Here is a 23,582-nt window from a genome sequence, read left to right as displayed (position 1 = left end):
GCAGCAGGAGGTGTTGAATGGGTCAGGTGATGTTTATCGTATGGCGGGAGAGCGTCGAGGCGCTGCTCGTCGTCGGGATTCTTTATGCGTGGCTGAAAAACGGCGACGCGGATGCGCGGCGCGGCGTGCCGTACCTGTGGGGCGGCGTGGCGCTCGGCATTCTTGCCGCCATCGGTCTCGGCGCGGCGCTGGTCGGCTTTACCGAAGTGCTGTCGGGCGACGCGCAGGACTATTTCCAGACCGGCATGGTGCTGGTGGCGTGTGTGCTGATCGTACAGATGGTGCTGTGGATGAAGCGGCATGGCCGCACGCTCAAGCGCGAGATGGAAGAGTCGCTGGAAAAGAGCACGCGCGACGCGAACTGGTGGGGCGTGACGATCCTCGTCGCGCTTGCGATCGCCCGTGAGGGCAGCGAGACGGTGATCTTTCTCTACGGCCTCGGCTTCGGCCAGTCGGGCCATGTGGACGCGAGTCAGTACCTCGCGGTGCTGATCGGCCTCGCGCTTGCGTTCCTCACGTTCTATCTCCTGCAGCTGGGCGGCAAGATCTTCTCGTGGCGGCACTTCTTCCGCATCACCGAGATCATGCTGCTGTTCCTCGGCGCGGGCCTGTTCCAGACCGGCGTGGACAAGCTGATCGACAAGGAAATCCTGCCGACCCTCGTCGACCAGGTGTGGAACTCCTCGGCGATCCTCGACGACTCGAGCACCTTCGGCTCGCTCGTCGCCACGCTCACGGGCTATCGCGCGCATCCGGCGCTCATGAACCTGATCGCCTACGCCGCCTACTGGCTCGTGGCGTGGTTCCTCGTGCGGCGCGCCACCGGCCGCGCGGGCGCCGTTGCGAAAAGGAAGGCAGCATGAGTTGTGCAGCCGCTCGCCCGACACAGGCAAACGGGCGCCCTGGCAAGCTCGCCCAGGCGGGCCAGTGGATGCAACGTCACGGCGCGGCGATCCGCGCCGTGCAGTGGGTCGTGGTCGCTGTCTACGCGTTCCTGATTCTCGTACCGGCGGCGATGCCGTTGCCCGGCGACACGGCGCACCTGTGGAACAACCTCACGCTCGCGGCGCAGTTCGTGTTCTGGGGCATCTGGTGGCCGTTCGTGCTGCTCTCGATGGTGATGCTCGGCCGCGTGTGGTGCGGCGTGCTCTGCCCCGAAGGCGCGCTTACCGAGTTCGCCAGCAAGTTCGGCCGCGGCCGCGCCATCCCGCACTGGATGCGCTGGGGCGGCTGGCCTTTCGTGGCCTTCGGCCTCACCACGATCTACGGACAGATGGTGAGCGTCTACCAGTACCCCAAGGCGGTGCTGCTGGTGCTGGGCGGATCGACGCTCGGCGCGATGGTGATCGGCTTTCTGTACGGGCGTGAAAAGCGCGTCTGGTGCAAATATCTCTGCCCTGTCAACGGGGTTTTTGCGCTTTTGGCGCGTCTCGCGCCGTTTCGCTACAAGGTCGACGAAGACGCCTGGCGCAACTCCTACACACACGGCGAGCACGGCGGGCATCGCGTGATTCCCGTGAACTGCGCGCCGCTCGTGCCGCTGCGCAACATGAAGGGTGCGGCGCAGTGCCACATGTGCGGCCGCTGCAGCGGCCACCGCGACGCCATCGCGCTCTCGTGGCGCTCGCCGGCGGAAGAAGTGGTCGAACTCGGCGACAGCCAGGCCAATCCGTGGGACACCGCGCTGATTCTCTACGGCCTGCTCGGCGTGGCGATCGGTGCGTTCCACTGGACGGGCTCGCCGTGGTTCATCGGCATCAAGCAGTGGCTCGCGGGCTGGCTCATCGACCGCGACATCACCTGGCCGCTCGACACCAACGCGCCGTGGTTCCTGCTCACGCATTACCCGGCGCAGAACGACGTGTTCTCGTGGCTCGACGGCGCGATGATCGTGGGCTATATCGTCGCGACGGCGCTCGTCTATGGCACGGCGCTGCTCGCCATCCTCGCCGGCTCGACCGCCGTGCTCGGGCGCTTCGAGATGCGGCGTCTGCATCACTTCGCGCAGTCGCTGATCCCGCTGGCGGGGGCGGGCGTGTTCCTCGGCCTTTCGGCCACGACGCTCTCGCTGCTGCGCGCGGAGCACGTGCCGCTCGACTGGGCCGCCGAGGTGCGCATTGCGATTCTGGTCGTCACGAACGTCTGGAGCGCCTGGCTCGCGTGGCGCGTGACAGGGCGCTACAGCTCGCGGTTCTGGCAGCGCGCGCTCGCGCTCGCGGGCTTCGCGCTCGCGCTCGCCGTGGTGGACAGCGCGTGGTGGCTCATGTTCTGGGGCTGGGTGCGCTAAGCAGGCTTCGGCGATTCTTCATCTGCCGCTGATATACGCGACATACGCGGGATCAGTGCGTCGCGGCGCAAGTCTGGATGTTACTCTCAAAACCGGGTTGGCTATTTCGCCAAACCCGGTTTTTGACTTTTCGGAGAGACGCATGCGAACGCGAGCAGTACTGACCGATGAAGACGTGATCCGGGTAGCCGACGCAGCCGTCGCGCACGCCCGCTCGAATGAATGGCACGTGACGATCGCCATCGTCGATGATGGCGGCCATCTGCTGTATTTGCGCCGCCTCGACGGCGCCGCGCCCGTCAGCGCGGAGATCGCCGTGGCCAAGGCCCGCACGGCGTCGCTGGGCCGCCGGGAAAGCAAGGTGTACGAGGACGTGATCAAGCAGGGCCGCACGGCGTTCCTGAGTGCGCCGCTCATCGGCATGCTGGAAGGCGGCGTACCCGTGAGCGTGAATGGCGATGTGATTGGCGCGGTAGGGGTCTCGGGCGTGAAATCCGACCAGGATGCCGCCATCGCGCGCGCGGGCATAGCGGCGCTCGGGGTGGAGTAAGCCCATCCATCGTCGCGTTTGACGATGCCAGAAAAAACAAACGCCGCGGACGGATGCCGCGGCGCTTGTCTTAAGGCGGCTCACGCTTCGCGCGCCGCCCCGATGACGTATGAGAACAAAAAAATGGCTTGGCTTGCTGCGACGGCTGGCTTGAAGGATGTCTGCACGAAGGGGTCTAGATCTCGCGTGCAAGCCGTCGTTGCTGGCTAATGCCCCAACGCCTCCCGGTGGAGGCGGTCCCCACAATACCCGGTTGAAAACGGCTCGAAACCTATTTCGTCAGGATCAGCTTGCCGAGCCGGGTGGCCCGCAGCTGATATGTTTCGCCGTTGTGGACGATGCTCACATGGCTGCGGCCTTGCAGGAGCGCCGCGCTATCCAGTTTCCTCTCGTCGCTTGCCGTGGCGACCGCCGGCTCGGCGCTCTTGCGCGGCCTAGGCTGTGCAACAACGGCCGCAGGCTTCGGCCGCACGCTGGTCAGTGCCGCGCTGCCGTTTCGGCGCAAGCTCAGCGTGGCGGTGCGGTTCAGTTCGGTCATGAAGGTGGCGTCTTTGTCTCGATTCGATGGATGAATTCTAAATGATAATCGTTCCTATTTTCAACTATGAGATATTCATCGAAATCGAATGCCGATAGCCTGAGGCGAAGCTGGCTGTAGCGTGAATCGGCGCTTGCCGTCCCGCGCAGGCGGGGCAAGCGCCGGGGGCTTCAGTGCAGCGCGTTCGGCGCGCTGCCGTTGCCCTGCACGAACTGGCGGATGAGACGCACGGTGTCGATATCCGACTCGCGATAGGCCGACTTCACGATCTCGGAAGTCTGCCGATCGTCCTCGGTATCGGCCGTCGGCAGCGTCGTGCGGTACTCGAAGCGCAGAAAGAGCTGCAGCGGATCGGGCTGCTCGATCGTCATCGTGAGCGAGCCCCCCACGTACTCGGCGGTCGCCATGATGTCGTAGCGCACGCTCTCGTGGGGCGTGAGCGTGACGCGGTCGCGTACCGTGGCGTGGCCATAATGCAACTCGCGCTCCATCGTGCTCTCGGTGCGCGAGAGGATCGTGCAGCTGTCGAGCCCGATCACGAAGAGCTGCGGCTGTTCGGCGCGCAGCACGAGCCCTTCCCAGAGCTGCTCGCGCGTCATGGCCTCGACGAGCGGGTTCAGCGGATCGTTGATCTGGATGAGGTGTTCGAAATTCAAGGCAGCGCTTTCCTGTGTCTGTGTCCGCGCGCCGCCGCTTACGCGACGACGAGACCCGTGCGGATCGTGATCGTGTTCGTGAGGACCTTGTGGACCGGGCACGCGTTGGCGATCTGCAGCAAGCGCTCGCGCTGCTCATCGGTGAGCGCGCCTTCGAGCACGATCTGGCGGTCGATCCTGGTGCCTTCGCTGCCGGTTTCCATCGCGAGCTTCACGCGGACGCCTTCGAGCGGCCACTCCTTGCGCTGCGCGTACATCTTCAGCGTGATGGAGGTGCAGGCGCCAAGGCTGGAAAGCAGGAGCGAGAAGGGCGACGGCCCGCGGTCGCCGCCGCCGAGCGAAGCGGGTTCGTCGGCGATCCAGGTGTGGGTGCCGTCGTCGAACTGGACCTGGTAGTTCGTCGAGCCAATGTGTGCGGTGACTGCCGGTTCGGCCATGCGCTCCTCGCGGGCGGGACGGTTAAAGAGGGACGGGCGCGCAGTGTGGTGCGCGCCCCGGAAACCTTATTGTGACGGAAAGCGGGCAGGCCCGTAGCGACGCTTCGAAAACTCGCATCGCTGCGCAACCCGGTTTCAGTGAGCGATGCGCCCCATGCGCCCGGCCTGATAGTCGAGCACGGCCTGGCGGATCTCCTGCTCCGTGTTCATCACGAACGGGCCGTAGCGCACGACCGGCTCGTTCAGCGGCACGCCGCCGATCAGCAGGACGCCGAGCGGCGCGCTCGCGTCGGCCGGGGCGGCGAGCGCGACGGTGTCGCCATCGCTCGCGAAGGTCACCATTTGCTGCGCATCGATCGCTTGCGCGTCGGGCCCGTACAGACCCGTGCCCGAGAGACCGTACGCAAACACGCGATAGGCGCTCGGCACCGGTTGCTCCACGCGCGCGCCGGGCGCGAGCGTGAAGTGCTGGTAGAGGATGGGCGTACGCGTTTCGATCGCGGCCTTCGCGCCCAGCGCTTCGCCGGCGATCACCTTCACCGAGACCTTGCCGTCCTTCGAGCGGCCCACCGGAATCTGCTCCGTGGAGAGCTCCTGGTAGCGGGGCGCCATCATCTTGTCGCGCGCGGGCAGATTCACCCACAACTGCAGGCCATGCATGCGGCCGCCCGTGCGCGTGAATTCGGGGTCGGGCATTTCGCTGTGGATCACGCCCGCGCCGGCGGTCATCCATTGCACGTCGCCGGGGCGCAGCGTGCCCGAATGGCCTGCCGAGTCCTTGTGGCCGAAGCGGCCTTCGACCATATACGTGACGGTTTCGAACCCGCGGTGCGGATGGTCGGGCGCGCCCTTGGCTTCGCCGGGCGCGTAATCGACGGGGCCCATTTCGTCGAGCAGCAGGAACGGATCGAAGTCCATCAGCTGGCGGGTCGGGAACGGCCGATGGACGATGAATCCGCCACCCTCGGTGGTGCGAACCGCGGGATAAACGCGTTCGATCGTACGGGTCGTGGTCATGGATGTCACCTCGAATTGTGGGAATTGCGTTATATGCGAAACAAACCGCTATTATAGGTAGCCAATTTGGCCTGTTTTACAGCCACATCGCAATGGATTGTCCCATCGCTGGAACGACGACATGAAAATCGATTCGCATAACCTCAACGACCTGATGTACTTTTCGCAGGTGATCGAGCATGGCGGCTTCTCCGCTGCCGAACGCGTGCTCGGCATCTCGAAGTCGCGTCTGTCGCGGCGCGTGAGCGAACTCGAGGCCTCGCTCGGTGTGCGCCTGTTGCAGCGTTCCACGCGCAAGCTCGCGCTTACCGAAGCGGGCGAACTTTTCTACCAGCATTGCCGCTCCATGCTCGCCGAGGCGCAGGCCGCGGTGAACGTCGTTCAGTCGCTGCGCTCGTCGCCGCGCGGCACGGTGCGCGTGAGCGTGCCGGTCACGCTCTCGCAGACCATCTTTTCGCAGATCATTCCGGAATTCATGCATCGCTACCCCGAGGTGCGGGTGGTGATGCGCGTGACGAACCGCGTGATCGACCTGTTCGAAGATTCCGTGGATATCGCGCTGCGTGTGCGCTCGGAGCCGCCGCAGAACGCCAATATCGTGGTGCGTCCGCTGTGGCGCACCGAGCAGATGCTGGTGGGCGCGCCGAGCCTGCTTGCGCAGAACGCGCCGCCGCTCACGCCCGAAGACCTTGCGCGCTTCGAAACGCTCGATACGCCCACGGGCGACGGCCGCCACGTGTTCCAGCTCATCGCACCCGATGGCACGCGCCACTCGCACGAACACGAGCCGCGCCTCATCACCGCGGACCTTACGACGATCCGTGAAGCGGCGCTGGAAGGCCTCGGCATCGCGGCATTGCCGGAAATGATGTATGGCGCCGCGCTGCGCTCGGGCAAGCTTTCACCGGTGATGCCTGGCTGGACGCTGCCGGTGCCGCAGCTTTACGCGGTGTTTCTCTCGCGCCAGGGCATGGTTCCGGCCGTGCGCGCCTTCGTCGATTACCTCGTCGAAGTGCTCGATGCGGACAAGGGCTTGCAGCAGGAATGTCCGCTGAGAAGCGACATCGCCGCACTCGCAGCGCGTGCAGAAGCGCAGAGCGCACCGGGCAGTCAGGTTGGGCTGTCGCGCACAAAGAGCGCGAGCAAGATCGAAACTGCGTGAAGCTTTGTGAACGTGCACGCGCGTGCGCTTGCAGGAAGCCCGGGTTCTCACGCAGTGCATTTGTGCGCAACGTCCAGCGCCATTTGTTTTTAGGCATTCAAGCGTGAGCGGCCATCGCTACTTTCAATGGCCCAACTCTTGATGGCGCGAAGCGAGAGGAATATATTGAAGTCCTTCTCGCCAAGCACCGGTCTTGTGCGGGAATTGATGGCCGCTATCATAGTGGGCCTTCAGGGCCGAAAGCGCAGTCCGTGTTGCCCACGGCAGTCGCATGTGCCGGCGTGAACCGATCGATTGTCGGGGAGTCGCCGCCACCGCCCGAATGCGCCGCGTGCGCACGAAAAAAGGCCTTCATCTGACGATGGAGGCCTTTTACTTGGTACCGCTGAATTAAGCGTGCTGCGCGCAGTGACGCGATCAGCGATGCGCGGGGTCGGTGACGAAGCCGAGCTTCGTGAGGCCGCCGCTTTGTGCGGCGGACATCACTTGGGCAACGCGTTCGTACTGCACCTTGCGGTCCGCGTTCAGATGCAGTTCCGGTTGCGGCGTAGCTTGCGCCGCTGCTGCGATCTTCTGGGCGAGCGCCGCGTCGTCGACCTGCGTGCCGTCCCACAGCACGGTACCGTCGGCTTCGATCGAGATGTTGATCTGCGCGGGCTTCGTGTCTTCCTTCTGGCTGCTCGCGTGCGGCAGGTCGATCTTCACGGCGTGACGGATCACGGGAATCGTCACCATGAAAACGATCAGGAGAACCAACATGACGTCGACGAGCGGCGTCATGTTGATTTCGTTCATCAGGCCATCGTCGTCGTCGCTGGCAAAGGGGCTCATCGCCATGATGCTTGCCTCCGCTCTTTAGTGGCTGCGCGCAGCGACACGCAGGTTGCTCGTATTGCCTTCCTTCGCGCCGCCACGCGTGGTCGAGGTGAGGCGCGCGCCCGTCACGAAGAAGGCATGCAGGCCGTGCGCAAAGCGGTTGAGTTTCGTGACGATCGCCTTGTTGGCGCGGGTGAGGGCGTTGTAGCCGAGCACGGCGGGAATCGCGACGAAGAGGCCGAAGGCGGTCATGATGAGCGCTTCGCCAACGGGACCGGCCACGGCGTCGATCGAGGTTTGACCCGTCGCGCCAATCGTAAGCAGTGCGTGATAGATGCCCCACACCGTGCCGAACAGGCCGACGAACGGCGCCGTGCTGCCGATCGAGGCGAGAATGGCGAGGCCGCTTTGCATCTTCGCGACGGATTCGTCCATCGTGTCCTTCAGGCAGCGCGTGACCCAGTCCGACACGTCCATGCGGTCGTGCAGATGCGGCTGCGTCTGGTGATGGTGATCGGCCGCTTCCTGGCCCGAAAGCGCGAGCGCGAGGAACGGGTTGTCTTCGCGCGAGCCGCTGCCGAGCTTCTTCACGCCGTCGGCGAGGTCGTCCGAGTGCCAGAACTGCTGCTCGGCGTTCTTCGTGAGGCGTTTGAGGCGCGCGACATTCCAGCCCTTCACGACGATCACGCACCACGACAGCACCGACATGATCAACAACGCGAGCGCGATGCCGCGTGTCACGAAATCCCCTTGCGCCCAGACGTGGGCGATACCGTAGTTCTGCATTCCTGATCCTCTTTATTCAATTCATGAAAGCGTGTGGCTTCAGCCGGTCAATCGTTCAGGCTGAATTCGAATGGTTGCGTATAGGCCGCGCGGACGGCTTCGCCGTTTTCCAGGTACGGCTTGCACGAACTCTGGCGCATCGCGTCGAGCGCGGCTTCGTCGAGGCGGGTGGAGCCGCTCGTCTTCTTCAGCTCGATGTTCTCGATCTTGCCGGTGAGGCCCACGACGAAATGCACGAAGGCCGTGCCGGTTTCGCCGCGTCGGCGCGAAAGCGTCGGGTAGTCGGGCTGTACGATGCGGCAGTCGAGGTGCGATACGTTCTTCGGTGCCGAGAGCGACATGGTCGGCTTGGCGTCGGTGGCCGCCGCGGCTTGCGGTGCGGGTGCGGGTGCGGGCGGTGTGGGGGCGGGCGGTGTGGGCGCGGCGGGCGCGGCCGACTCGATCGCGTGCTGCGAGGGCGCTTCGGCCACGGGCAGCGGAGTTGGCCTGGGCTTGGGCTGAACCTTCGGTTTCTCGCGCGTCACGTGCGGGACCGGCAACGGCTGCGGCGGCGTGGGCGTGGACTGGATCGCAGCAGGGGCCGCGACCGGTTCGGGCTTGAGCAGTTCGGCCATCATCGTCTGCGACTGGAGCGCGACGGGCGTCACGGGTTCGGGCTTCATCAGCACGACGGCGATAAGCGCGGCATGCAGTGCGACCACGATCGCGCCCGCGATAACGACACGGCGATTGACGCGAACGGGGGAAGACGGCAGCGTGCCAGCGGTGGTTTGGAATGCCTGCATGTTTTAGCGTGGCTGCCATGCGGACGGCGGCGTGCAGGCGAACCGGCGCGTCGTGTCGGGCAGCTTTATTTGCGAAAGATCAACAGCGAGATGCACAACGTCGTTACGAATCCGAGCAGCAATTCCATCACGACCTCCTTTGAGGGTCACGAGCGGTAGCTGGCTGGTCGGGAGACGGGCTCGCTGTCGGCGGCGATTTGACGTCTGCGGCGCGAGGCGCCTTTGGCTAAACGGGCGGACGGGGCGGGCGCGCATCGGTGGCCCGCCGCGCGCCATGGCTTCAGGCAGCCTTGCGCTCGTAAAACGTGAGCGGAACCGCGTGGGGAGCCACGGCGGGGAGCGCCGGTTGCGTAACCCCGCAGCGGCTCGCGCAGACACCGCTTTGCAACATCACGTCACGAACGGATGCTTCGCACTTGCCGCAGCAGGTCGCGACGCCGAGCTCGAACTGCAGCTCGTCGAAAGAATCCATGCCTTCTTCGATGGAGGCGCGGATCGTCCGGTCGGAGACAGATTTGCAAACGCAGACAATCATGATGGACCGCAATAGAGAGAGTTAATGCGAATTATTATCATTATGTTTGTCGAGTTTGGCAAGCAGCTAGACGGATTTTTTGTAACAAAACCGGATGCCTGGCAGGGTTTTGCTTTGCGTCAGGAAAGTCGGGCGAGGGAGGTGAGCCAGCTTTGCTGAAATGGGGTTGAAACGCGAACGCTCGACGAAGGGCGAAATCGCAAACCGGGAATCACCCCGGCGTGGCGCCGGCGCGTCAGGCCGCGTTCGCTTCCCGTTCCCGCGTGCGGCGCGAGGGGATGACCACGCGCTCGACGTTGGCGTCGAGCCCCAGTAGCGCGCCCGCCAGTTCGCGCAAGTGCGCGCCGTCGCTAGTCGAGCAGAAGCGAATGTCGTCGCCGCCCGCGCCGGCAGGCTCGCCGCCCGCGCGCAGGCCGTGCTGCTCGAGCACGCGTTCGAGCTGCCGTGCGATGGCGACGCTCGTGTCGACGAGCGTCATGCGTTCGCCGACGATCGAGCGGATCGCCGCGTCGAGAAACGGGTAGTGCGTGCAGCCGAGCACGAGCGTGTCCGCGCCCGCGTCGAGCATCGGTTCGACGTACGCGCGCAACAGCGCCAGCAATTCGGCCGAACCGATGTCGCAGCGCTCCACGGCCTCCACGAGGCCATGGCCCGGCTGGCACAGCACGCGCAGATCGGTAGCGTGGCGCTCCACGAGCGCCTGAAAGCGCGCGCTGCGCAGCGTGACCTGGGTGGCGAGGACACCCGCCACGCGCGATTTCGAAACCAGCGCCGCCGGTTTGATCCCCGGCTCGACCCCGACGAGCGGGATGGAGAGCCGCTCGCGCACGAGCGCGATCGACTGTGCCGTGGCCGTGTTGCAGGCCACCACCAATGCCTTCGCGCCCTGCGCCACGAGCCATTCGCCGATCGCAAGCGTGCGATCGGCGATGAAGTCGTCGTCGCGCTGGCCGTAGGGGGCATAGCGCGAATCGGCGGCATACACGAGCCGCTCGGCAGGCAGCAGCGCGCGTACGGCGCGCAGCACCGAAAGGCCGCCGAGGCCGGAGTCGAAGATGCCGATGGGCGCAGCGCTGGAAGAGGCCGGAAGGTTCACGGGGATGGGCGCAAAAGGGTTGGGGCGCACCCGCAAGGCGGACGGATGCGCGCGGGCGCGAGGCGCGCGATCAGGATTCTACCGAACCCATGGCCGACTGCTGGTAATTCTGGATGCCGACCTTGCCGATAAGGTCGATCTGCGTTTCGAGCCAGTCGATGTGCTCTTCGGTGTCTTCGAGAATCGTCACGAAAATCTCGCGCGAAACGAAGTCGCGTACCGATTCGCAATAAACAATGGCTTCCTTGCAGGTGGACTGGGAAATCTGTTCGAGCTTCAAATCGCACTCGAGAATTTCTTTGGTTTCCTCGCCGATCAGCAGCTTATGCAGGTCCTGGAGGTTCGGCAGACCGTCGAGCATGAAAATACGCTCGATGAGCATATCGGCATGCTTCATTTCGCCGATCGATTCGTCATATTCATGCTTGCCGAGTTTCTCGAGACCCCAGTGCTTGTACATGCGGGCATGCAGGAAATACTGATTGATAGCCGTGAGCTCGTTCTTGAGCTGCGCGTTCAGATATTCGATGACCTTCTTGTCGCCTTGCATAGTCTTTCCTTTCTTTGTGGGGCGGTGACTGGTTTCCAACAATAAACGCTCGATACACAAAAGCCAAGGCCGAATCCACGTTGAATTGCGGTAAATAGCGGCGATTTACTCTGTGCCGGGAAGTCATCTCAGTTCGTGTCGCGTGCCGCAAAAAAAAACCGGGGCGCGCGGCCCCGGTTTTTAAACAGGCGTCAGGCAGGCATCAAACCGTGGCGACCGGAATCTTGCCGATCTTCGCCTGCCATTCGGCGGGGCCGGTCTTGTGGACCGAGGTGCCCGACGAATCCACGGCGACCGTCACCGGCATGTCCTGCACGTCGAACTCGTAGATGGCTTCCATGCCGAGGTCTTCGAACGCGAGGACCTTCGAGCCGCGGATCGCTTTCGACACGAGGTAGGCCGCGCCGCCCACCGCCATCAGGTAAGCCGCCTTGTGCTTCTTGATCGCCTCGATGGCGACCGGGCCGCGCTCGGCCTTGCCGACCATCGAGATGAGGCCCGTTTGCGAGAGCATCAGCTCCGTGAACTTGTCCATGCGCGTGGCCGTGGTGGGACCAGCCGGGCCGACCACTTCGTCGCGCACCGGATCGACCGGGCCGACGTAGTAGATCACGCGGTTCTTGAAGTCCACCGGCAGCTTCTCGCCACGGGCGAGCATGTCGGCGATGCGCTTGTGCGCGGCGTCGCGGCCCGTGAGCATCTTGCCCGAGAGCAGCAGCGTCTGGCCCGGCTTCCACGAAGCGACTTCTGCCGGCGTGAGCGTGTTCAGATCGACGCGCTTGCTCGTTTCCGTGTTCGGTTCCCAGTTGACCTTCGGCCATGCGTCGAGCGAGGGCGCTTCGAGCTTGGCCGGGCCCGAGCCGTCGAGCACGAAGTGCGCATGGCGCGTAGCGGCGCAGTTCGGAATCATCGCAACGGGCTTCGAAGCCGCGTGCGTGGGCGCTGCCATGATCTTCACGTCGAGCACGGTGGCGAGACCGCCCAGACCCTGTGCGCCGATGCCGAGCGCGTTGACCTTCTCGTGCAGTTCCACACGCAGTTCTTCGACCCAGTCCTTCGGACCGCGCTTGATGATCTCCTGGATGTCGATCGACTCCATGAGCGATTCCTTCGCCATCAGCATCGCCTTCTCGGCGGTGCCGCCGATGCCAATGCCGAGCATGCCCGGCGGGCACCAGCCCGCGCCCATCGTCGGCACGGTCTTGAGCACCCAGTCGACGATCGAGTCGGACGGGTTGAGCATCACGAACTTCGACTTGTTTTCCGAGCCGCCGCCCTTCGCCGCAACCTGCACGTCGACCTTGTCGCCCGGCACGATCTCGTAGTGGATCACGGCCGGCGTGTTGTCCTTCGTGTTCTTGCGGCCGCCTTCGGGCGGGCTCACGATCGACGCGCGCAGCACGTTGTCCGGGTTCAGGTAACCGCGGCGCACGCCTTCGTTGATCATGTCGGTCACGCCCATCGTCGCGCCGTCCCAACGCACGTCCATGCCGACCTTCACGAAAATCGTGACGATGCCGGTGTCCTGGCAGATCGGGCGCTTGCCCTCGGCGCACATGCGGCTGTTCGTGAGGATCTGCGCGATCGCGTCCTTCGCGGCCGGGCTTTCTTCGAGTTCGTAGGCGCGGCCGAGCGCCTCGATGTAGTCCTGCGGATGGTAGTAGCTGATGTATTGCAGCGAATCCGCAATGCTCTGGATGAGGTCTTCCTGTTTGATGACGGTCATGGCTAGCTTCTGTGGGGACGGGTGTTTTGAATAGTGTGTGCCGAGTGCGCGGTTCAGTCGGACCCGGCGTGCTCGGGAACTGCGTGACGCGCAGCGGCGTGCCCGCCTGGCGACGGATGGCGGGCGGCGAGTTCCTGATAGTGTTCGGGGTGCGTATGCGTGGTGATGCGGTCGATCCACGCCATCACGAGCGCGGAGACGAGGAACGCCACGTGGATGATCACCTGCCACATCACCGTATGCGCCGAAGCGGCATCGGGATTGATGAAGGTCTTGAGCAGGTGGATCGACGAAATGCTGATCAGCGCCATGGCGAGCTTCACCTTGAGCACGCCGGCGTTCACGTGGTCGAGCCATTCGGGCTCGTCGGGATGGCCTTCGAGATTCAGGCGCGAGACGAAGGTCTCGTAGCCGCCCACGATCACCATGATGAGCAGGTTCGAGATCATCACCACGTCGATCAGGCCGAGCACGGCCAGCATGATGCTGGTTTCGTCGAGCGTGGTGGCGTGGCTCACGAGGTGCCAGACTTCCTTGAGGAACAGCACGCAGTACACGGCTTGCGCGACGATCAGGCCCAGATAGAGCGGCACCTGCAGCCAGCGGCTCATGAAGATGATGCTGGGCAGCGGACGGATGCGGCGACGGGCTTTACCCGGTGCGGCTGAGGAAGGCGGCTGGGGGCGTGCGGCGGACATGGGCAATCACGGTAGCGAATTCGGGCGGGGCTGCCTAACCAGGGCTGCCCAGGCGGGGCGGCCAGGGCGGAACCGTCTGGTTAGGGCCAGAAGGCGCGCGCGAGGGGCCGGGCGCGCGCTATTGTACAGCGTCGCAGGAAGGGCTCGCCGTGATTCCGGCAGCCCTGCCCACACCCCGATGCTTTCAGCCTGATTACAGGGTGCTCACGAGGCCAGCGGTGGCGCGCGCCTGATCTTGAGGCTCGCGAGCCCGATGCCGGCCACCACGCAGGCGAGCGCAATGCCGTGCGCGGGCGTGGGGCGCTCGCCGAGAAACGCGATGCCGTACACGGCGGCCGCCACCGGCAGCACGGCCGTGAACACGCCGGCGATGCTGCCCGGCACGTGGCGAATCCCCATCATCCAGAGACAGAACGAGAACACGCTCGCCGAAAGCCCGTACCAGAGCGAGAGCCACCAGATGCCTGCGGGTACGCTCGCGAAGTCGAACGACGGTGCGCCGGACAGCCCCACGGGCAGCATCAGCAGCAAGCCGAACAGGTGTGTGTATGCGCAGATGTCGAGCGGCGCGAGCGTTTGGGTCAGACGGCGCGAAAGGATCACATAGAGCGCTTCGCAGCACACCGCGCCGAGCACCATCAGGTTGCCGGCCAACGAGCCAGCGCCGGTCTCGCTGCTGCCGCCCACGTGGGCGAGATTGATGACCGCGATGCCCGCCATGGCGAGCGCGATGGAAGCGAGCGAGCGCGCGTCGGGGCGCTCGCTCAGGAAGAGCCATGAGAAGAGGGCGACCACGGCGGGAATCGTGCTCGTGATGACGCCGGCCGAGACCGCGCTCGTGCGGTGCACGCCGCCGAGCATCAGCAGCGTAAACCCGAATGTCCCAAACAGCGCCTGGAGGAACAGATTGATCCATTCGCCGCGCTTGACCTGTTGCATTTTGGAGCGACGCAGGAGCGGCCCGAGCACAGCGAGGGCGATCACGAAGCGCAGCAACGCGAAGAGGGGAACGGGAATGAAGGCGACGATCGCCTTGCCGATGCCGACGTTGCTGCCCACGAGCAGCATCGAGGCAATGAGAAACAGGGAATAGCGATTCAAGCTGGAATCCGGGTGCGCAGTTCAGTTAACATTCTAAATGTCTGCTTACTTGGGTGCCATGGCGCGCCGCTTGCATGGTCTGCATGGGCGCGCGTAAGTGGCCGGTAAGTTGCTACGCTTAATCTTGCTGGCATGGGTAGTTTGCGAAGATCGCACACGATCGTGCCTGTTTCGCGCGCCCATGCATGCCGGGATGCCACAATGGCGGCTCCCGGCGCAAGCCAATAGCGCCGTGCCCGCATGCGGGCGGCGACGCACGGAGACGGCGCGCACGGGCATTGAAGATGCTCATGCGTGTCCACGTATTTGACGTTTCATCTTCACCAAGGGGTTGTCGATGTCTGCGATTGAATCGGTTCTTCAGGAACGCCGCGTCTTTGCGCCTTCCGAGCAAACGGTGGCTGGCGCCACGGTGTCCGGCATGGACGCATACAAGGCGCTGTGCGCCGAAGCCGAACGCGATTACGAAGGCTTCTGGGCGCGCCTCGCGCGCGAAACCCTGAGCTGGCAAAAGCCCTTCACGAAGGTGCTCGACGAGTCGAAGGCGCCGTTCTACACGTGGTTCGAGGACGGCGAGCTCAATGCCTCGTACAACAGCCTCGACCGCCACGTCGAAGCGGGCAATGGCGAGCGCGTCGCGATTGTCTTCGAAGCCGACGACGGCACCGTCACGAACGTCACCTACAAGGACCTGCTCGGGCGCGTTTCGCGCTTCGCCAATGCGCTGAACAAACGCGGCGTGAAGAAGGGCGACCGCGTGGTCATCTATATGCCGATGTCGGTCGAGGGTGTGGTCGCCATGCAGGCTTGCGCGCGTATCGGCGCGACGCATTCGGTCGTGTTCGGCGGTTTCTCGTCGAAGTCGCTCAACGAACGCATGGTCGACGTGGGCGCGGTCGCGCTCATCACCGCCGACGAACAGATGCGCGGCGGCAAGGCGTTGCCGCTGAAGAACATCGCCGACGAAGCGCTCGCCATGGGCGGCTGCGAAGCGGTGCACAGCGTGATCGTCTACCAGCGCACGGGCGGCAAGGTCGCATGGCGCGAAGGCCGCGACCACTGGATGCACGAACTCGCGGCGGCCGAGAGCGACACGTGCGCGCCGGTGCCCGTGGGCGCGGAACACCCGCTCTTCATCCTCTACACGTCGGGCTCGACGGGCAAACCGAAGGGCGTGCAGCACAGCACGGGCGGCTACCTGCTGTGGGCCGCGCAAACGATGAAGTGGACCTTCGATCACAAGCCCTCGGACGTGTTCTGGTGCACGGCCGATATTGGCTGGATCACCGGTCACAGCTATATCGCCTATGGTCCGCTCACGATCGGCGCGACCCAGATCGTGTTCGAAGGCGTGCCCACCTACCCGAACGCCGGCCGCTTCTGGGACATGATCGCCAAACACAAGGTCACGGTGTTCTACACCGCGCCCACGGCGATCCGCTCGCTCATCAAGGCATCCGACGCCGACGCGAAGGTGCACCCGAAGAGCTATGACCTTGCTTCGCTGCGCATTCTCGGCACGGTCGGCGAGCCGATCAATCCCGAAGCCTGGATGTGGTACTACGAAAACGTGGGCGGCAAGCGCTGCCCGATCGTCGACACGTGGTGGCAGACCGAAACGGGCGGCCACATGATCACGCCGCTGCCGGGCGCGACGCCGCTGGTGCCGGGCTCGTGCACGCTGCCGCTGCCGGGCATCATGGCCGCGATCGTCGACGAGACGGGCCAGGACGTGCCGAACGGGCAGGGCGGCATTCTCGTCGTGAAGCGTCCGTGGCCCGCGATGATCCGCAACGTGTGGGGCAACCCGGAGCGCTACAAGGCGGGCTACTTCCCCGAGGAACTGGGCGGCAAGCTGTATCTGGCCGGCGACGGCAGCGTGCGCGACAAGGACACGGGCTACTTCACGATCATGGGCCGTATCGACGACGTGCTGAACGTCTCGGGCCACCGCCTCGGCACGATGGAGATCGAGTCGGCGCTGGTGGCGAACCCGCTCGTCGCCGAAGCCGCCGTGGTGGGCCGCCCCGACGACACCACCGGCGAAGCCGTGGTGGCCTTCGTGGTGCTCAAGGCCACGCGTCCGCAGGGCGACGAGGCCGTGAAGCTCGCCAACGATCTGCGCGCCTGGGTGGGCAAGGAGATTGGGCCGATCGCCAAGCCCCGCGACATCCGCTTCGGCGAGAACCTGCCGAAGACGCGCTCGGGCAAGATCATGCGCCGTCTGCTGCGCTCGCTGGCCAAGGGCGAGGCGATCACGCAGGACGTTTCCACGCTGGAAAACCCGGCGATTCTGGATCAGCTCGGCGAATCGCTCTAAACGCCGAGGGTCGCGCGGCGCCTTGCCTGGCGCCGCGCCTGGCATCGATCCCCGCATTGCCCCGGATTGCCGGTCATACGCGTTTTTGCTACACAGGCGCATGGCCGCGCCACACACGACTCCGCAGAGCAGTCTCAATCCATTGCCTGAGCCACCCCCGGTGAGCGAGGCGATGGCGCGCGCGCATCGGCGCTACTGGCGCTTCAATCTCGCGCTGATCGCCGTGCTCATGACAATTGGCTTCCTCGTCTCGTTCGTCGCGCCGCTTTTTGCGCGGCAGCTCGCCGACCTGCGCTTCGCGGGCTTCAGCCTGCCGTTCTACCTCGGCGCACAGGGCGCGATCCTGCTCTACGTGCTGCTCGTCGCGATCTATATCGTGCTGATGCAGCGCGCCGACCGCGTGCTGCAAGCCGCGCTCGAAGCCGATGTCGCCATTCGCGAAGCCAGCAAGGCGCAGCAACGATGAGGCTTGCGCACCGGCTCATTCGCTCCTATGCGTTGTACACGCTCGGCTTCCTCGCCTTCGTCTACGTGATGTGGCGCATCGAGCTTTCCACCGGCCCCGGCATGTGGATCGGCTATGTGTTCCTGTTCGTGCCGATCGCGGTGTACGCCGTGATCGGGCTGCTTTCGCGCACCTCGGATCTCGTCGAATACTATGTGGCGGGGCGGCGCGTGCCCTCGTTCTTCAACGGCATGGCGACGGCCGCCGACTGGCTTTCCGCTGCGTCGTTCATCGGCCTTGCGGGCTCGCTCTACGCGAGCGGCTACGACGGCCTCGCTTACCTGATGGGCTGGACGGGCGGCTACTGCCTCGTCGCCTTCCTGCTCGCGCCGTATGTGCGCAAGCTCGCGCGCTACACGATTCCCGACTTCCTCGGCACGCGCTTTTCCAGCAACCTCGTGCGCGCGCTCGCCGTGCTCGCGACCATCCTCTGCTCGTTCGTGTACCTCGTCGCGCAGATCCAGGGCGTGGGGCTGATCGCCACACGCTTCATCGGCGTGGATTTCGCCATCGGCATCTTTTGCGGGCTGGCGGGCATACTCGTGTGCTCGTTTCTTGGCGGCATGCGCGCCGTCACGTGGACGCAGGTCGCGCAATACATCATTCTCATCGCGGCCATCCTGATACCGGTCTCGCTGATCGCGCACCGCGACGGCCTCGGCTGGCTGCCGCAAGTCGATTTCGGCAACGTGATGCAGCGCGTGGAAGCGCTCGAGCACGACGTGCGCGGCGCGAGTGCAGAGGCCACCGTGCGTGACGCATACCGCAAGCGCGCCGCGCAATGGCAGACACGCCTCGACACGCTGCCGCAGTCGTACGTCGCGGAGAAAACGCACCTCGTCGAATCGCTCGCGGACCTGCGCCGTCACAACGGGCCGCTGCGCGATATCGATTCACTCGAGCGCGAACTGAACGCCTTTCCGCGCGACGTGGACGCCGCGCGCATGATGTGGACGCGCCAGCGCGACGACCTGCTCGAGCGCGCCGCGCCGCCCGTGCCGATGAACGAACCGTTTCCCGCCGCCGACGATGCCGAGCGGCGCATTCATCAACGCAACTTCCTTTCGCTGCTCCTGTGCCTTTCGCTCGGCACGGCGAGCCTGCCGCACATCCTCACGCGCTACAACACGACGACCTCGGTGGCCTCGGCGCGGCGCTCGGTGGGCTGGACGCTCTTTTTCGTCGCGCTCTTCTATCTGACCGTGCCGGTGCTCGCGGTGCTGATCAAGTACGAGATCCTTACGCATCTGGTGGGGCAGCGCTTCGACGACCTGCCGCATTGGGTCATGCAGTGGCGGCGCATCGAGCCCTACCTCATCAGCATTGCGGATATGAACAACGACGGCGTGGTGCGCTGGAGCGATATCCAGATGCAGCCCGACATGGTCGTGCTCGCCGCACCGGAAATCGCGGGGCTGCCGTATGTGATGTCGGGGCTGGTCGCTTCGGGTGCGCTCGCGGCTGCACTTTCGACCGCGGACGGCCTGCTGCTCACCATCTCCAACGTGCTCTCGCACGACGTGTACTACCACATGGTCGATCCGGGCGCGTCGAGCCAGCGGCGCGTGACGATGTCGAAGATACTGCTGCTCGGCGTGGCGTTGTTCGCCTCGTACGTGGCGTCGCTGAACGCGGGCAACATCCTCTTTCTGGTGGGCGCGGCGTTTTCGCTCGCGGCGTCGAGTCTCTTTCCCGTGCTCGTGCTTGGTGTGTTCTGGAAGCGCACGACGCGCCTGGGCGCCGTGGCCGGCATGATTGCGGGGCTGACCGTGTGCGTCTATTACATCGTCTCGACGTACCCGTTCTTTACGCAGCTCACGGGCTTTGCGGGCCCGCGATGGTTCGGCATCGAGCCCATCAGCTCGGGCGTGTTCGGTGTGCCAGCAGGTTTTCTTGTGGCGATTGGCGTGAGTCTGCTCGATCGCAAGCCGGACGCGTATACCGTCGCACTGGTGGACTATATCCGCCACCCGTGAGGGTCGCGACCTGGTTGCCGGTGTGCGGTCGAGCACTGAAAAAACGGGCCGGCGAGGCGATACTGAAGTCCTCTCGTTCCCGCGCCGGTCCTCGAAGCAGTACGCGGGAATTCGGCGTCGGGCTGCGGCCCGACGTCCTTTTCTGCTGGCCTGATCTGGTCGCGTTTGGTCTTTCTTCCAACGTTGAGCGCTCAACGACTGGCGGCGCTGCCGCCGTTCCCATTCGGCCCATCAAGTCATCCGTATTTTGTCCGATAACTAGCGGGAGCGTGCTATGCAGCGTGTCCAGCGCATCCGATAGATCGCCTTGGCGGCTACGGTACAATTTCGCACGCCGCCGGCTTGGGACTCGCGGTGAATCGAGCCAGAAACAGGGCGTTTTCCCGGGGAAGCCATTGAAGCGCATTGCACTCAGCCTGATCCTTTTCGGCGCCTTTGCGGCGCCTGCCGCGTTTGCCAAATGCTGGGGCAACGATGCCTTCCAGAACTGCGTCGACGAATCCGGCAATTCGTACACGGTGCAGCGCTTCGGCAACACGTCTACGGTCAATGGGTTTCAGCAGAAGCTGCCGGGCGAGGCCTGGGAGCAGACCGGCGCATCGATTGGCGACACGACGTTCATCACGGGGCAGGCCGCAGACGGGTCGACGTGGACCGAGACGATCACGAACTACGGCAATGGCACGCGAACGATCTCGGGGATGGACGGGAAGGGGCTCGTGTACAACAAGTATTGCACTGCGAGTGGGTGTAATTGAGGGTGTCCTGATGTGCTTCGGCTGATTAGGTGTGCATTCGCCGCATCAGCGGTGGCGTAAGGATTCGCGGGTTTCGCGCGAATTACCCTGATACCCGATTGAATCGAATCCCAAAACGATAAGGCTCCCTCGTGGGGAGCCTTATGTATTTGGTGGCGGAGAGAGGGGGATAAAATTTCCATCCCGCAAACCCTTACCAGACAGGCCTCTCGGCACGTTGACCCTAGCGGTTAATGGTCCAACTAAGTGGTCCAACCCGCTCACGTTACCACGGCACCCGCCCACCAGACGCCGCCGCACCCGGATTCAGCCCGAAAAAAAGCCCCGCCGGTTGGGCGAGGCATCACGTTGTCATATATACCCGAAACACCACCACTCCCAGCCCGGCGGGCCGATTGGAACGGGGGGTATCGGGCTCGATATGACAGTCATATACGTGGCTGGATTGGAAGGAACGGAGCCACGTTAGGCGCTCGGTCGAACACCGTCAATATGCCGGCCCCCGCTAGATCGGCATGGGGTTGGCGTCGCCAAGGCTCGGCCAACCCCACACCTGAGCGTCTGGGCCGGTCCTGGGCGTCAAGGACGAGCGGCTACGCCGTCGCTGCGCGATCCTTGACCCCCATACCCGTCCGCGTGCTTGCCACTGGCCCGGAGAGCCTCCTCCCCCGCCTGTCGCCACCGCTCGATCCGATCCGGCACGGCGGCCACATTGGCGACCGTCAGAAGCGCGCCGAGCAGGGCGGCTTGATCTAGGTCCGCGAGACCCGCACGGATCACGAGCGCGCCCAGCACGATCTTTCGGTGCGCGTCAGCCTTGCGCTGCTGGACGCGGGCCTTTGCTTCGAGTTGGGCCGCCTGAGCGCGAAGCTGGGCGGCACGGGTCATCGGATCGGTTTTCATCCGTTGGTGGGGTTCGTTGCGACCGGTTCAGCCTACGACGCCAGGGACTGCCAGGCAATCGGTTGACGGCAGCGTGTAACCCCCGACAATGGATTGAGGCGGACGCGAGCGCAGCGAGCAGCCGGGGTTGGTTTCTCGGCCCCTCTGGCCAGAAGAGCGCGTCTTAGTGTTGCCCCTTCGGGTCAACACAACGCGCCCTCCGGGGGCCCTGCCGGGGGCCGCACACACCACCCCTTGCGCCCGACACCCCTGAGGGGCTGGCGCTCAAACCGTCCCGCGCCGTGGCTTCGCTCTCGACCCTCATGCACGTTTCCACGCATACCCGGGGCCGGGGGCACTCCGCGGTGGCGGCTGCCGCCTACCGACTCGGTGCGACGCTGCACGACGAGCGCACCGGCCTGACGCACAGCTACGCTGGGAAAGGCGGCGTTATGGCCTCGGCCCACATCGTCCCCGATGGCGCTGCCGCCGAACTCCACGACGTGGGCGAGTGCTGGAATGCGGTTGAAGCCGCCGAGAGGCGCAAGGACAGCCAGTTGTGCCGCGACTTCCGGGAAGCGGTGCCGCTCGGCCTGGACCAGGAGCAGGCCGAGACCATGATGAATGAATGGGCCGGATGGCTGTCCCGGCGTTACGGGACCGTCGTAACCGCAGCCCTTCACCGGGACAACCCCATCGACGTGCTGGGCGAACGCAAGGCCGATGAGGCGCGGGGCTACCACATCCACGCGCTGATGCCGACGCGCCGCCTGGGGCTTGACGGTCAGTTCGGTGCGAAACTCAACGAACTCTCGAACAAGACCCAATCTGCCGTCGAGGTCGAAGCCTGTCGTGCCCAGTGGGCAAGCCTCTGCAACGACTACGCGCAACGGCTGAACCTCGGGCACACCTACGATCACCGCAGCCATGCACGGCGCGGTGACGGGATCGAGGCGGAGATCACCATGGGAGTCGAGGCCGCCGCCATGACCCGGCGCGGCATCGAGACCAACAAGGCCGCCGTCCTGCGTCAGCAGCGGGCCGAGCGGGCGCTCCGGCAGGTCCCGGAGCCGGAGTCCGCCCCAGCGCAGGCCATCATTGTCCCGATGGATCAGGAGACCATTGAGCGCTTCTACCGGCTTCGCCAGACGCGTCGGGACCTCGCCGCGTTGCGCGCCGATGTTGACCGGGCGACCCAGGAGCGGGACGCTTGCGCCGCAGCCATCCGGCAGTATGCCAAGGCCGAAACAGACGCCCGAGGGCACCGGCAGACCTGCCAGACCACCATCGAGCAAGCCACGGAGGTGATACGCACCACCATACCCCTGCCGTTCGGTCGGTGGAAACGCATCCGGCAAGAGCAGCGCGAGGTAATGCGGCGCAACACCGAGCATGCCGCGCACTGGGCCGAACAGCAGGCCAGCGCCGGGGAGCGCCGGACCTACGCCGAGGCCCAGTTACCCCGCTACACGGAAGCCCGCGCCCAAGCCGAACGACGATTGACCGACGGCCAGGAGATCAACGCCAGCATTGAGTGGGCCTGGGGTCGGCTGACCCCGGCGCAGCGGGAGAGGATTCAGCGGGAGGATGCAGCGCGGCAACAGCGCGCGCAGGCCCAGGAACGGGCCGAGGAGCAACGGCGCAAGCAGGAACACGACCGGCGGCCGATCTACGAGCCCTACCAGCAACAGCCCTCGCAGCCCGAGAGGCGGCGCGCGCTTGGCCTCAGTCGTTGATGCGCCTAATCAGACCGGCACGCGCCTAGCATGGTCAGGACGAAATCTGCGCGCTCTACGACGCCGACCTTGGGAAGAATGGAAACGTCATATCCAATCGAAGGGTAGGCGTTCAGAAGCCGGGAATACTCTGCCATAGCGCTGTTCATGCCGTGACGCCGCTCTGGGTCTTGAACATAGATTTCCGGCCAGGGCGGGGCCAGAAACACACGAGAGTGGTAACGATAGGTGTGTCCGAGCGTCGCCAATATCGGCTCGCCTGTAACCTCTTCGAGGCCTACGGCGGCATCGATGAGTCCTCGGTCAAAGAAAACCCAATCCTCCGATGACTGAACGGAGGTTCTGTCTGCAATAGCCATTTCAATGGCACGGCGCAAAAACGCAGATAGATCGATCCACGGGAGTGCGGTGCCATTGCTCTGTGTCTCTGCCCGAACGATCCGTCTACCCGGTTCTTCGACGACACAATACCCACGTCCTTCAAGCTCGGTAAGGAGCGTCGATTTACCGCCGCCCGAACATCCAGAGATCACAACGAACCGGTCCATAGAGCATCCTTTGGGTCATCGGTGAGGTTGACCCGGTTCGACGGACGGATCTGCAGTTGGTTTTAGCCAGGTATGGATCCTCCTGTTGCGTCGCGGGTTGTCCACGGCCGGGCGGCG

Annotated in this window: 24 protein-coding genes; 9 read left to right on the top strand and 15 right to left on the bottom strand. The window is 64.7% G+C overall.

Going from position 1 to position 23,582, the window contains the following annotated elements; genetic code table 11:
* Nucleotides 1–17: 17 nt before the first annotated feature.
* The 3 genes from C7411_RS19150 to C7411_RS19140 all read left to right on the top strand — a co-directional run bounded on the left by C7411_RS19150 (nt 18) and on the right by C7411_RS19140 (nt 2,837).
* A complete protein-coding gene (locus C7411_RS19150) occupies nt 18–863 on the top strand; it encodes an FTR1 family iron permease (RefSeq protein WP_110388578.1) in 846 nt (281 codons plus the stop codon).
* Nucleotides 860–2,287, top strand: a complete 1,428-nt coding sequence (locus C7411_RS19145; protein WP_110388577.1) for a 4Fe-4S binding protein — start codon at nt 860–862, stop codon at nt 2,285–2,287. Before C7411_RS19150 ends, C7411_RS19145 begins: the two co-directional genes overlap by 4 nt.
* A 142-nt stretch (nt 2,288–2,429) precedes the next feature.
* The gene (locus C7411_RS19140; RefSeq protein WP_110388576.1) at nt 2,430–2,837 is read left to right on the top strand and encodes a GlcG/HbpS family heme-binding protein; all 408 of its coding nucleotides are present in this window, start codon (nt 2,430–2,432) and stop codon (nt 2,835–2,837) included.
* 271 nt (nt 2,838–3,108) lie between these two features.
* On the opposite strand, the gene hemP is transcribed toward C7411_RS19140, so the two are convergent.
* The 4 genes from hemP to C7411_RS19120 all read right to left on the bottom strand — a co-directional run bounded on the left by hemP (nt 3,109) and on the right by C7411_RS19120 (nt 5,485).
* Nucleotides 3,109–3,375, bottom strand: a complete 267-nt coding sequence (gene hemP, locus C7411_RS19135) for a hemin uptake protein HemP (RefSeq protein ID WP_110388575.1) — start codon at nt 3,373–3,375, stop codon at nt 3,109–3,111.
* 170 nt (nt 3,376–3,545) lie between these two features.
* The gene (locus C7411_RS19130; protein ID WP_110388574.1) at nt 3,546–4,031 is read right to left on the bottom strand and encodes an SRPBCC family protein; all 486 of its coding nucleotides are present in this window, start codon (nt 4,029–4,031) and stop codon (nt 3,546–3,548) included.
* Between the two features lie 38 nt (nt 4,032–4,069).
* Nucleotides 4,070–4,468, bottom strand: a complete 399-nt coding sequence (locus C7411_RS19125; RefSeq protein ID WP_110388573.1) for an OsmC family protein — start codon at nt 4,466–4,468, stop codon at nt 4,070–4,072.
* Nucleotides 4,469–4,603: 135 nt separating this feature from the next.
* On the bottom strand, nt 4,604–5,485 hold the full coding sequence (locus C7411_RS19120; protein WP_110388572.1) for a pirin family protein: 882 nt from the start codon (nt 5,483–5,485) through the stop codon (nt 4,604–4,606).
* 121 nt (nt 5,486–5,606) lie between these two features.
* Here C7411_RS19120 and C7411_RS19115 point away from each other — a divergent pair, with 121 nt between their 5' ends.
* Nucleotides 5,607–6,647, top strand: a complete 1,041-nt coding sequence (locus C7411_RS19115) for a LysR family transcriptional regulator (RefSeq protein ID WP_110388571.1) — start codon at nt 5,607–5,609, stop codon at nt 6,645–6,647.
* A gap of 417 nt (nt 6,648–7,064) precedes the next feature.
* Here the strand turns inward: C7411_RS19115 and C7411_RS19110 are convergent, their stop codons facing one another.
* The 9 genes from C7411_RS19110 to C7411_RS19070 form a co-directional block, all read right to left on the bottom strand.
* Complete coding sequence (locus tag C7411_RS19110) at nt 7,065–7,484, bottom strand: ExbD/TolR family protein (RefSeq protein ID WP_110388570.1); 420 nt, start codon at nt 7,482–7,484, stop codon at nt 7,065–7,067.
* An 18-nt stretch (nt 7,485–7,502) separates the two neighbouring features.
* On the bottom strand, nt 7,503–8,249 hold the full coding sequence (locus C7411_RS19105; protein ID WP_110388569.1) for a MotA/TolQ/ExbB proton channel family protein: 747 nt from the start codon (nt 8,247–8,249) through the stop codon (nt 7,503–7,505).
* Between the two features lie 47 nt (nt 8,250–8,296).
* Nucleotides 8,297–9,034, bottom strand: a complete 738-nt coding sequence (locus tag C7411_RS19100; RefSeq protein WP_110388568.1) for an energy transducer TonB — start codon at nt 9,032–9,034, stop codon at nt 8,297–8,299.
* Nucleotides 9,035–9,314: 280 nt separating this feature from the next.
* Nucleotides 9,315–9,569, bottom strand: a complete 255-nt coding sequence (locus C7411_RS19095; protein ID WP_110388567.1) for a (2Fe-2S)-binding protein — start codon at nt 9,567–9,569, stop codon at nt 9,315–9,317.
* Nucleotides 9,570–9,804: 235 nt separating this feature from the next.
* Entirely contained in the window at nt 9,805–10,665 is an 861-nt protein-coding gene (gene murI, locus C7411_RS19090; protein WP_243413240.1) for a glutamate racemase, read from the bottom strand.
* 70 nt (nt 10,666–10,735) lie between these two features.
* Complete coding sequence (bfr, locus tag C7411_RS19085; RefSeq protein ID WP_028208418.1) at nt 10,736–11,215, bottom strand: bacterioferritin; 480 nt, start codon at nt 11,213–11,215, stop codon at nt 10,736–10,738.
* Between the two features lie 202 nt (nt 11,216–11,417).
* On the bottom strand, nt 11,418–12,941 hold the full coding sequence (locus C7411_RS19080) for a fumarate hydratase (protein WP_110388566.1): 1,524 nt from the start codon (nt 12,939–12,941) through the stop codon (nt 11,418–11,420).
* Nucleotides 12,942–12,994: 53 nt separating this feature from the next.
* A complete protein-coding gene (locus tag C7411_RS19075; RefSeq protein WP_110388565.1) occupies nt 12,995–13,639 on the bottom strand; it encodes a TIGR00645 family protein in 645 nt (214 codons plus the stop codon).
* A gap of 204 nt (nt 13,640–13,843) precedes the next feature.
* Entirely contained in the window at nt 13,844–14,740 is an 897-nt protein-coding gene (locus C7411_RS19070) for a DMT family transporter (protein WP_110388564.1), read from the bottom strand.
* Between the two features lie 337 nt (nt 14,741–15,077).
* On the opposite strand from C7411_RS19070, the gene acs reads away from it, so the two are divergent.
* The 4 genes from acs to C7411_RS19050 all read left to right on the top strand — a co-directional run bounded on the left by acs (nt 15,078) and on the right by C7411_RS19050 (nt 20,299).
* Nucleotides 15,078–17,060, top strand: coding sequence for an acetate--CoA ligase (acs, locus tag C7411_RS19065; protein WP_110388563.1), 1,983 nt, complete (start codon nt 15,078–15,080; stop codon nt 17,058–17,060).
* Between the two features lie 142 nt (nt 17,061–17,202).
* Nucleotides 17,203–17,526, top strand: coding sequence for a DUF4212 domain-containing protein (locus C7411_RS19060; RefSeq protein ID WP_373682753.1), 324 nt, complete (start codon nt 17,203–17,205; stop codon nt 17,524–17,526).
* Nucleotides 17,523–19,541, top strand: coding sequence for a sodium:solute symporter family protein (locus C7411_RS19055; RefSeq protein WP_110388561.1), 2,019 nt, complete (start codon nt 17,523–17,525; stop codon nt 19,539–19,541). Before C7411_RS19060 ends, C7411_RS19055 begins: the two co-directional genes overlap by 4 nt.
* Nucleotides 19,542–19,936: 395 nt before the next feature.
* A complete protein-coding gene (locus C7411_RS19050; RefSeq protein WP_110388560.1) occupies nt 19,937–20,299 on the top strand; it encodes a hypothetical protein in 363 nt (120 codons plus the stop codon).
* A gap of 579 nt (nt 20,300–20,878) precedes the next feature.
* Here the strand turns inward: C7411_RS19050 and C7411_RS19045 are convergent.
* A complete protein-coding gene (locus C7411_RS19045) occupies nt 20,879–21,202 on the bottom strand; it encodes a conjugal transfer protein TraD (protein WP_207786554.1) in 324 nt (107 codons plus the stop codon).
* 302 nt (nt 21,203–21,504) lie between these two features.
* Here C7411_RS19045 and C7411_RS19040 point away from each other — a divergent pair, with 302 nt between their 5' ends.
* Entirely contained in the window at nt 21,505–22,917 is a 1,413-nt protein-coding gene (locus C7411_RS19040) for a MobA/MobL family protein (protein ID WP_133253680.1), read from the top strand.
* A 5-nt stretch (nt 22,918–22,922) separates the two neighbouring features.
* On the opposite strand, the gene C7411_RS19035 is transcribed toward C7411_RS19040, so the two are convergent.
* Entirely contained in the window at nt 22,923–23,465 is a 543-nt protein-coding gene (locus C7411_RS19035) for an AAA family ATPase (protein ID WP_110388558.1), read from the bottom strand.
* Nucleotides 23,466–23,582: the final 117 nt, after the last annotated feature.

It is taken from the genome of Paraburkholderia silvatlantica (assembly GCF_003096715.1).
GTDB lineage: Bacteria > Pseudomonadota > Gammaproteobacteria > Burkholderiales > Burkholderiaceae > Paraburkholderia > Paraburkholderia silvatlantica.
Note: the sequence above shows the minus strand (reverse complement) of the source record. Positions and strands in the feature narration are given on the sequence as shown.

What these genes read in the sequence shown, in the direction of transcription:
- C7411_RS19075 (WP_110388565.1), bottom strand. Translation starts at nt 13,639, where the DNA reads ATGTCCGCCGCACGCCCCCAGCCGCCTTCCTCAGCCGCACCGGGTAAA.
- C7411_RS19140 (WP_110388576.1), top strand. Translation starts at nt 2,430, where the DNA reads ATGCGAACGCGAGCAGTACTGACCGATGAAGACGTGATCCGGGTAGCC.
- C7411_RS19110 (WP_110388570.1), bottom strand. Translation starts at nt 7,484, where the DNA reads ATGGCGATGAGCCCCTTTGCCAGCGACGACGACGATGGCCTGATGAAC.
- C7411_RS19100 (WP_110388568.1), bottom strand. Translation starts at nt 9,034, where the DNA reads ATGCAGGCATTCCAAACCACCGCTGGCACGCTGCCGTCTTCCCCCGTT.
- C7411_RS19055 (WP_110388561.1), top strand. Translation starts at nt 17,523, where the DNA reads ATGAGGCTTGCGCACCGGCTCATTCGCTCCTATGCGTTGTACACGCTC.
- C7411_RS19040 (WP_133253680.1), top strand. Translation starts at nt 21,505, where the DNA reads ATGCACGTTTCCACGCATACCCGGGGCCGGGGGCACTCCGCGGTGGCG.
- C7411_RS19120 (WP_110388572.1), bottom strand. Translation starts at nt 5,485, where the DNA reads ATGACCACGACCCGTACGATCGAACGCGTTTATCCCGCGGTTCGCACC.
- C7411_RS19080 (WP_110388566.1), bottom strand. Translation starts at nt 12,941, where the DNA reads ATGACCGTCATCAAACAGGAAGACCTCATCCAGAGCATTGCGGATTCG.
- C7411_RS19095 (WP_110388567.1), bottom strand. Translation starts at nt 9,569, where the DNA reads ATGATTGTCTGCGTTTGCAAATCTGTCTCCGACCGGACGATCCGCGCC.
- C7411_RS19145 (WP_110388577.1), top strand. Translation starts at nt 860, where the DNA reads ATGAGTTGTGCAGCCGCTCGCCCGACACAGGCAAACGGGCGCCCTGGC.
- C7411_RS19150 (WP_110388578.1), top strand. Translation starts at nt 18, where the DNA reads ATGGGTCAGGTGATGTTTATCGTATGGCGGGAGAGCGTCGAGGCGCTG.
- acs (WP_110388563.1), top strand. Translation starts at nt 15,078, where the DNA reads ATGTCTGCGATTGAATCGGTTCTTCAGGAACGCCGCGTCTTTGCGCCT.
- hemP (WP_110388575.1), bottom strand. Translation starts at nt 3,375, where the DNA reads ATGACCGAACTGAACCGCACCGCCACGCTGAGCTTGCGCCGAAACGGC.
- C7411_RS19035 (WP_110388558.1), bottom strand. Translation starts at nt 23,465, where the DNA reads ATGGACCGGTTCGTTGTGATCTCTGGATGTTCGGGCGGCGGTAAATCG.
- bfr (WP_028208418.1), bottom strand. Translation starts at nt 11,215, where the DNA reads ATGCAAGGCGACAAGAAGGTCATCGAATATCTGAACGCGCAGCTCAAG.
- C7411_RS19125 (WP_110388573.1), bottom strand. Translation starts at nt 4,468, where the DNA reads ATGGCCGAACCGGCAGTCACCGCACACATTGGCTCGACGAACTACCAG.
- C7411_RS19105 (WP_110388569.1), bottom strand. Translation starts at nt 8,249, where the DNA reads ATGCAGAACTACGGTATCGCCCACGTCTGGGCGCAAGGGGATTTCGTG.
- C7411_RS19045 (WP_207786554.1), bottom strand. Translation starts at nt 21,202, where the DNA reads ATGAAAACCGATCCGATGACCCGTGCCGCCCAGCTTCGCGCTCAGGCG.
- C7411_RS19115 (WP_110388571.1), top strand. Translation starts at nt 5,607, where the DNA reads ATGAAAATCGATTCGCATAACCTCAACGACCTGATGTACTTTTCGCAG.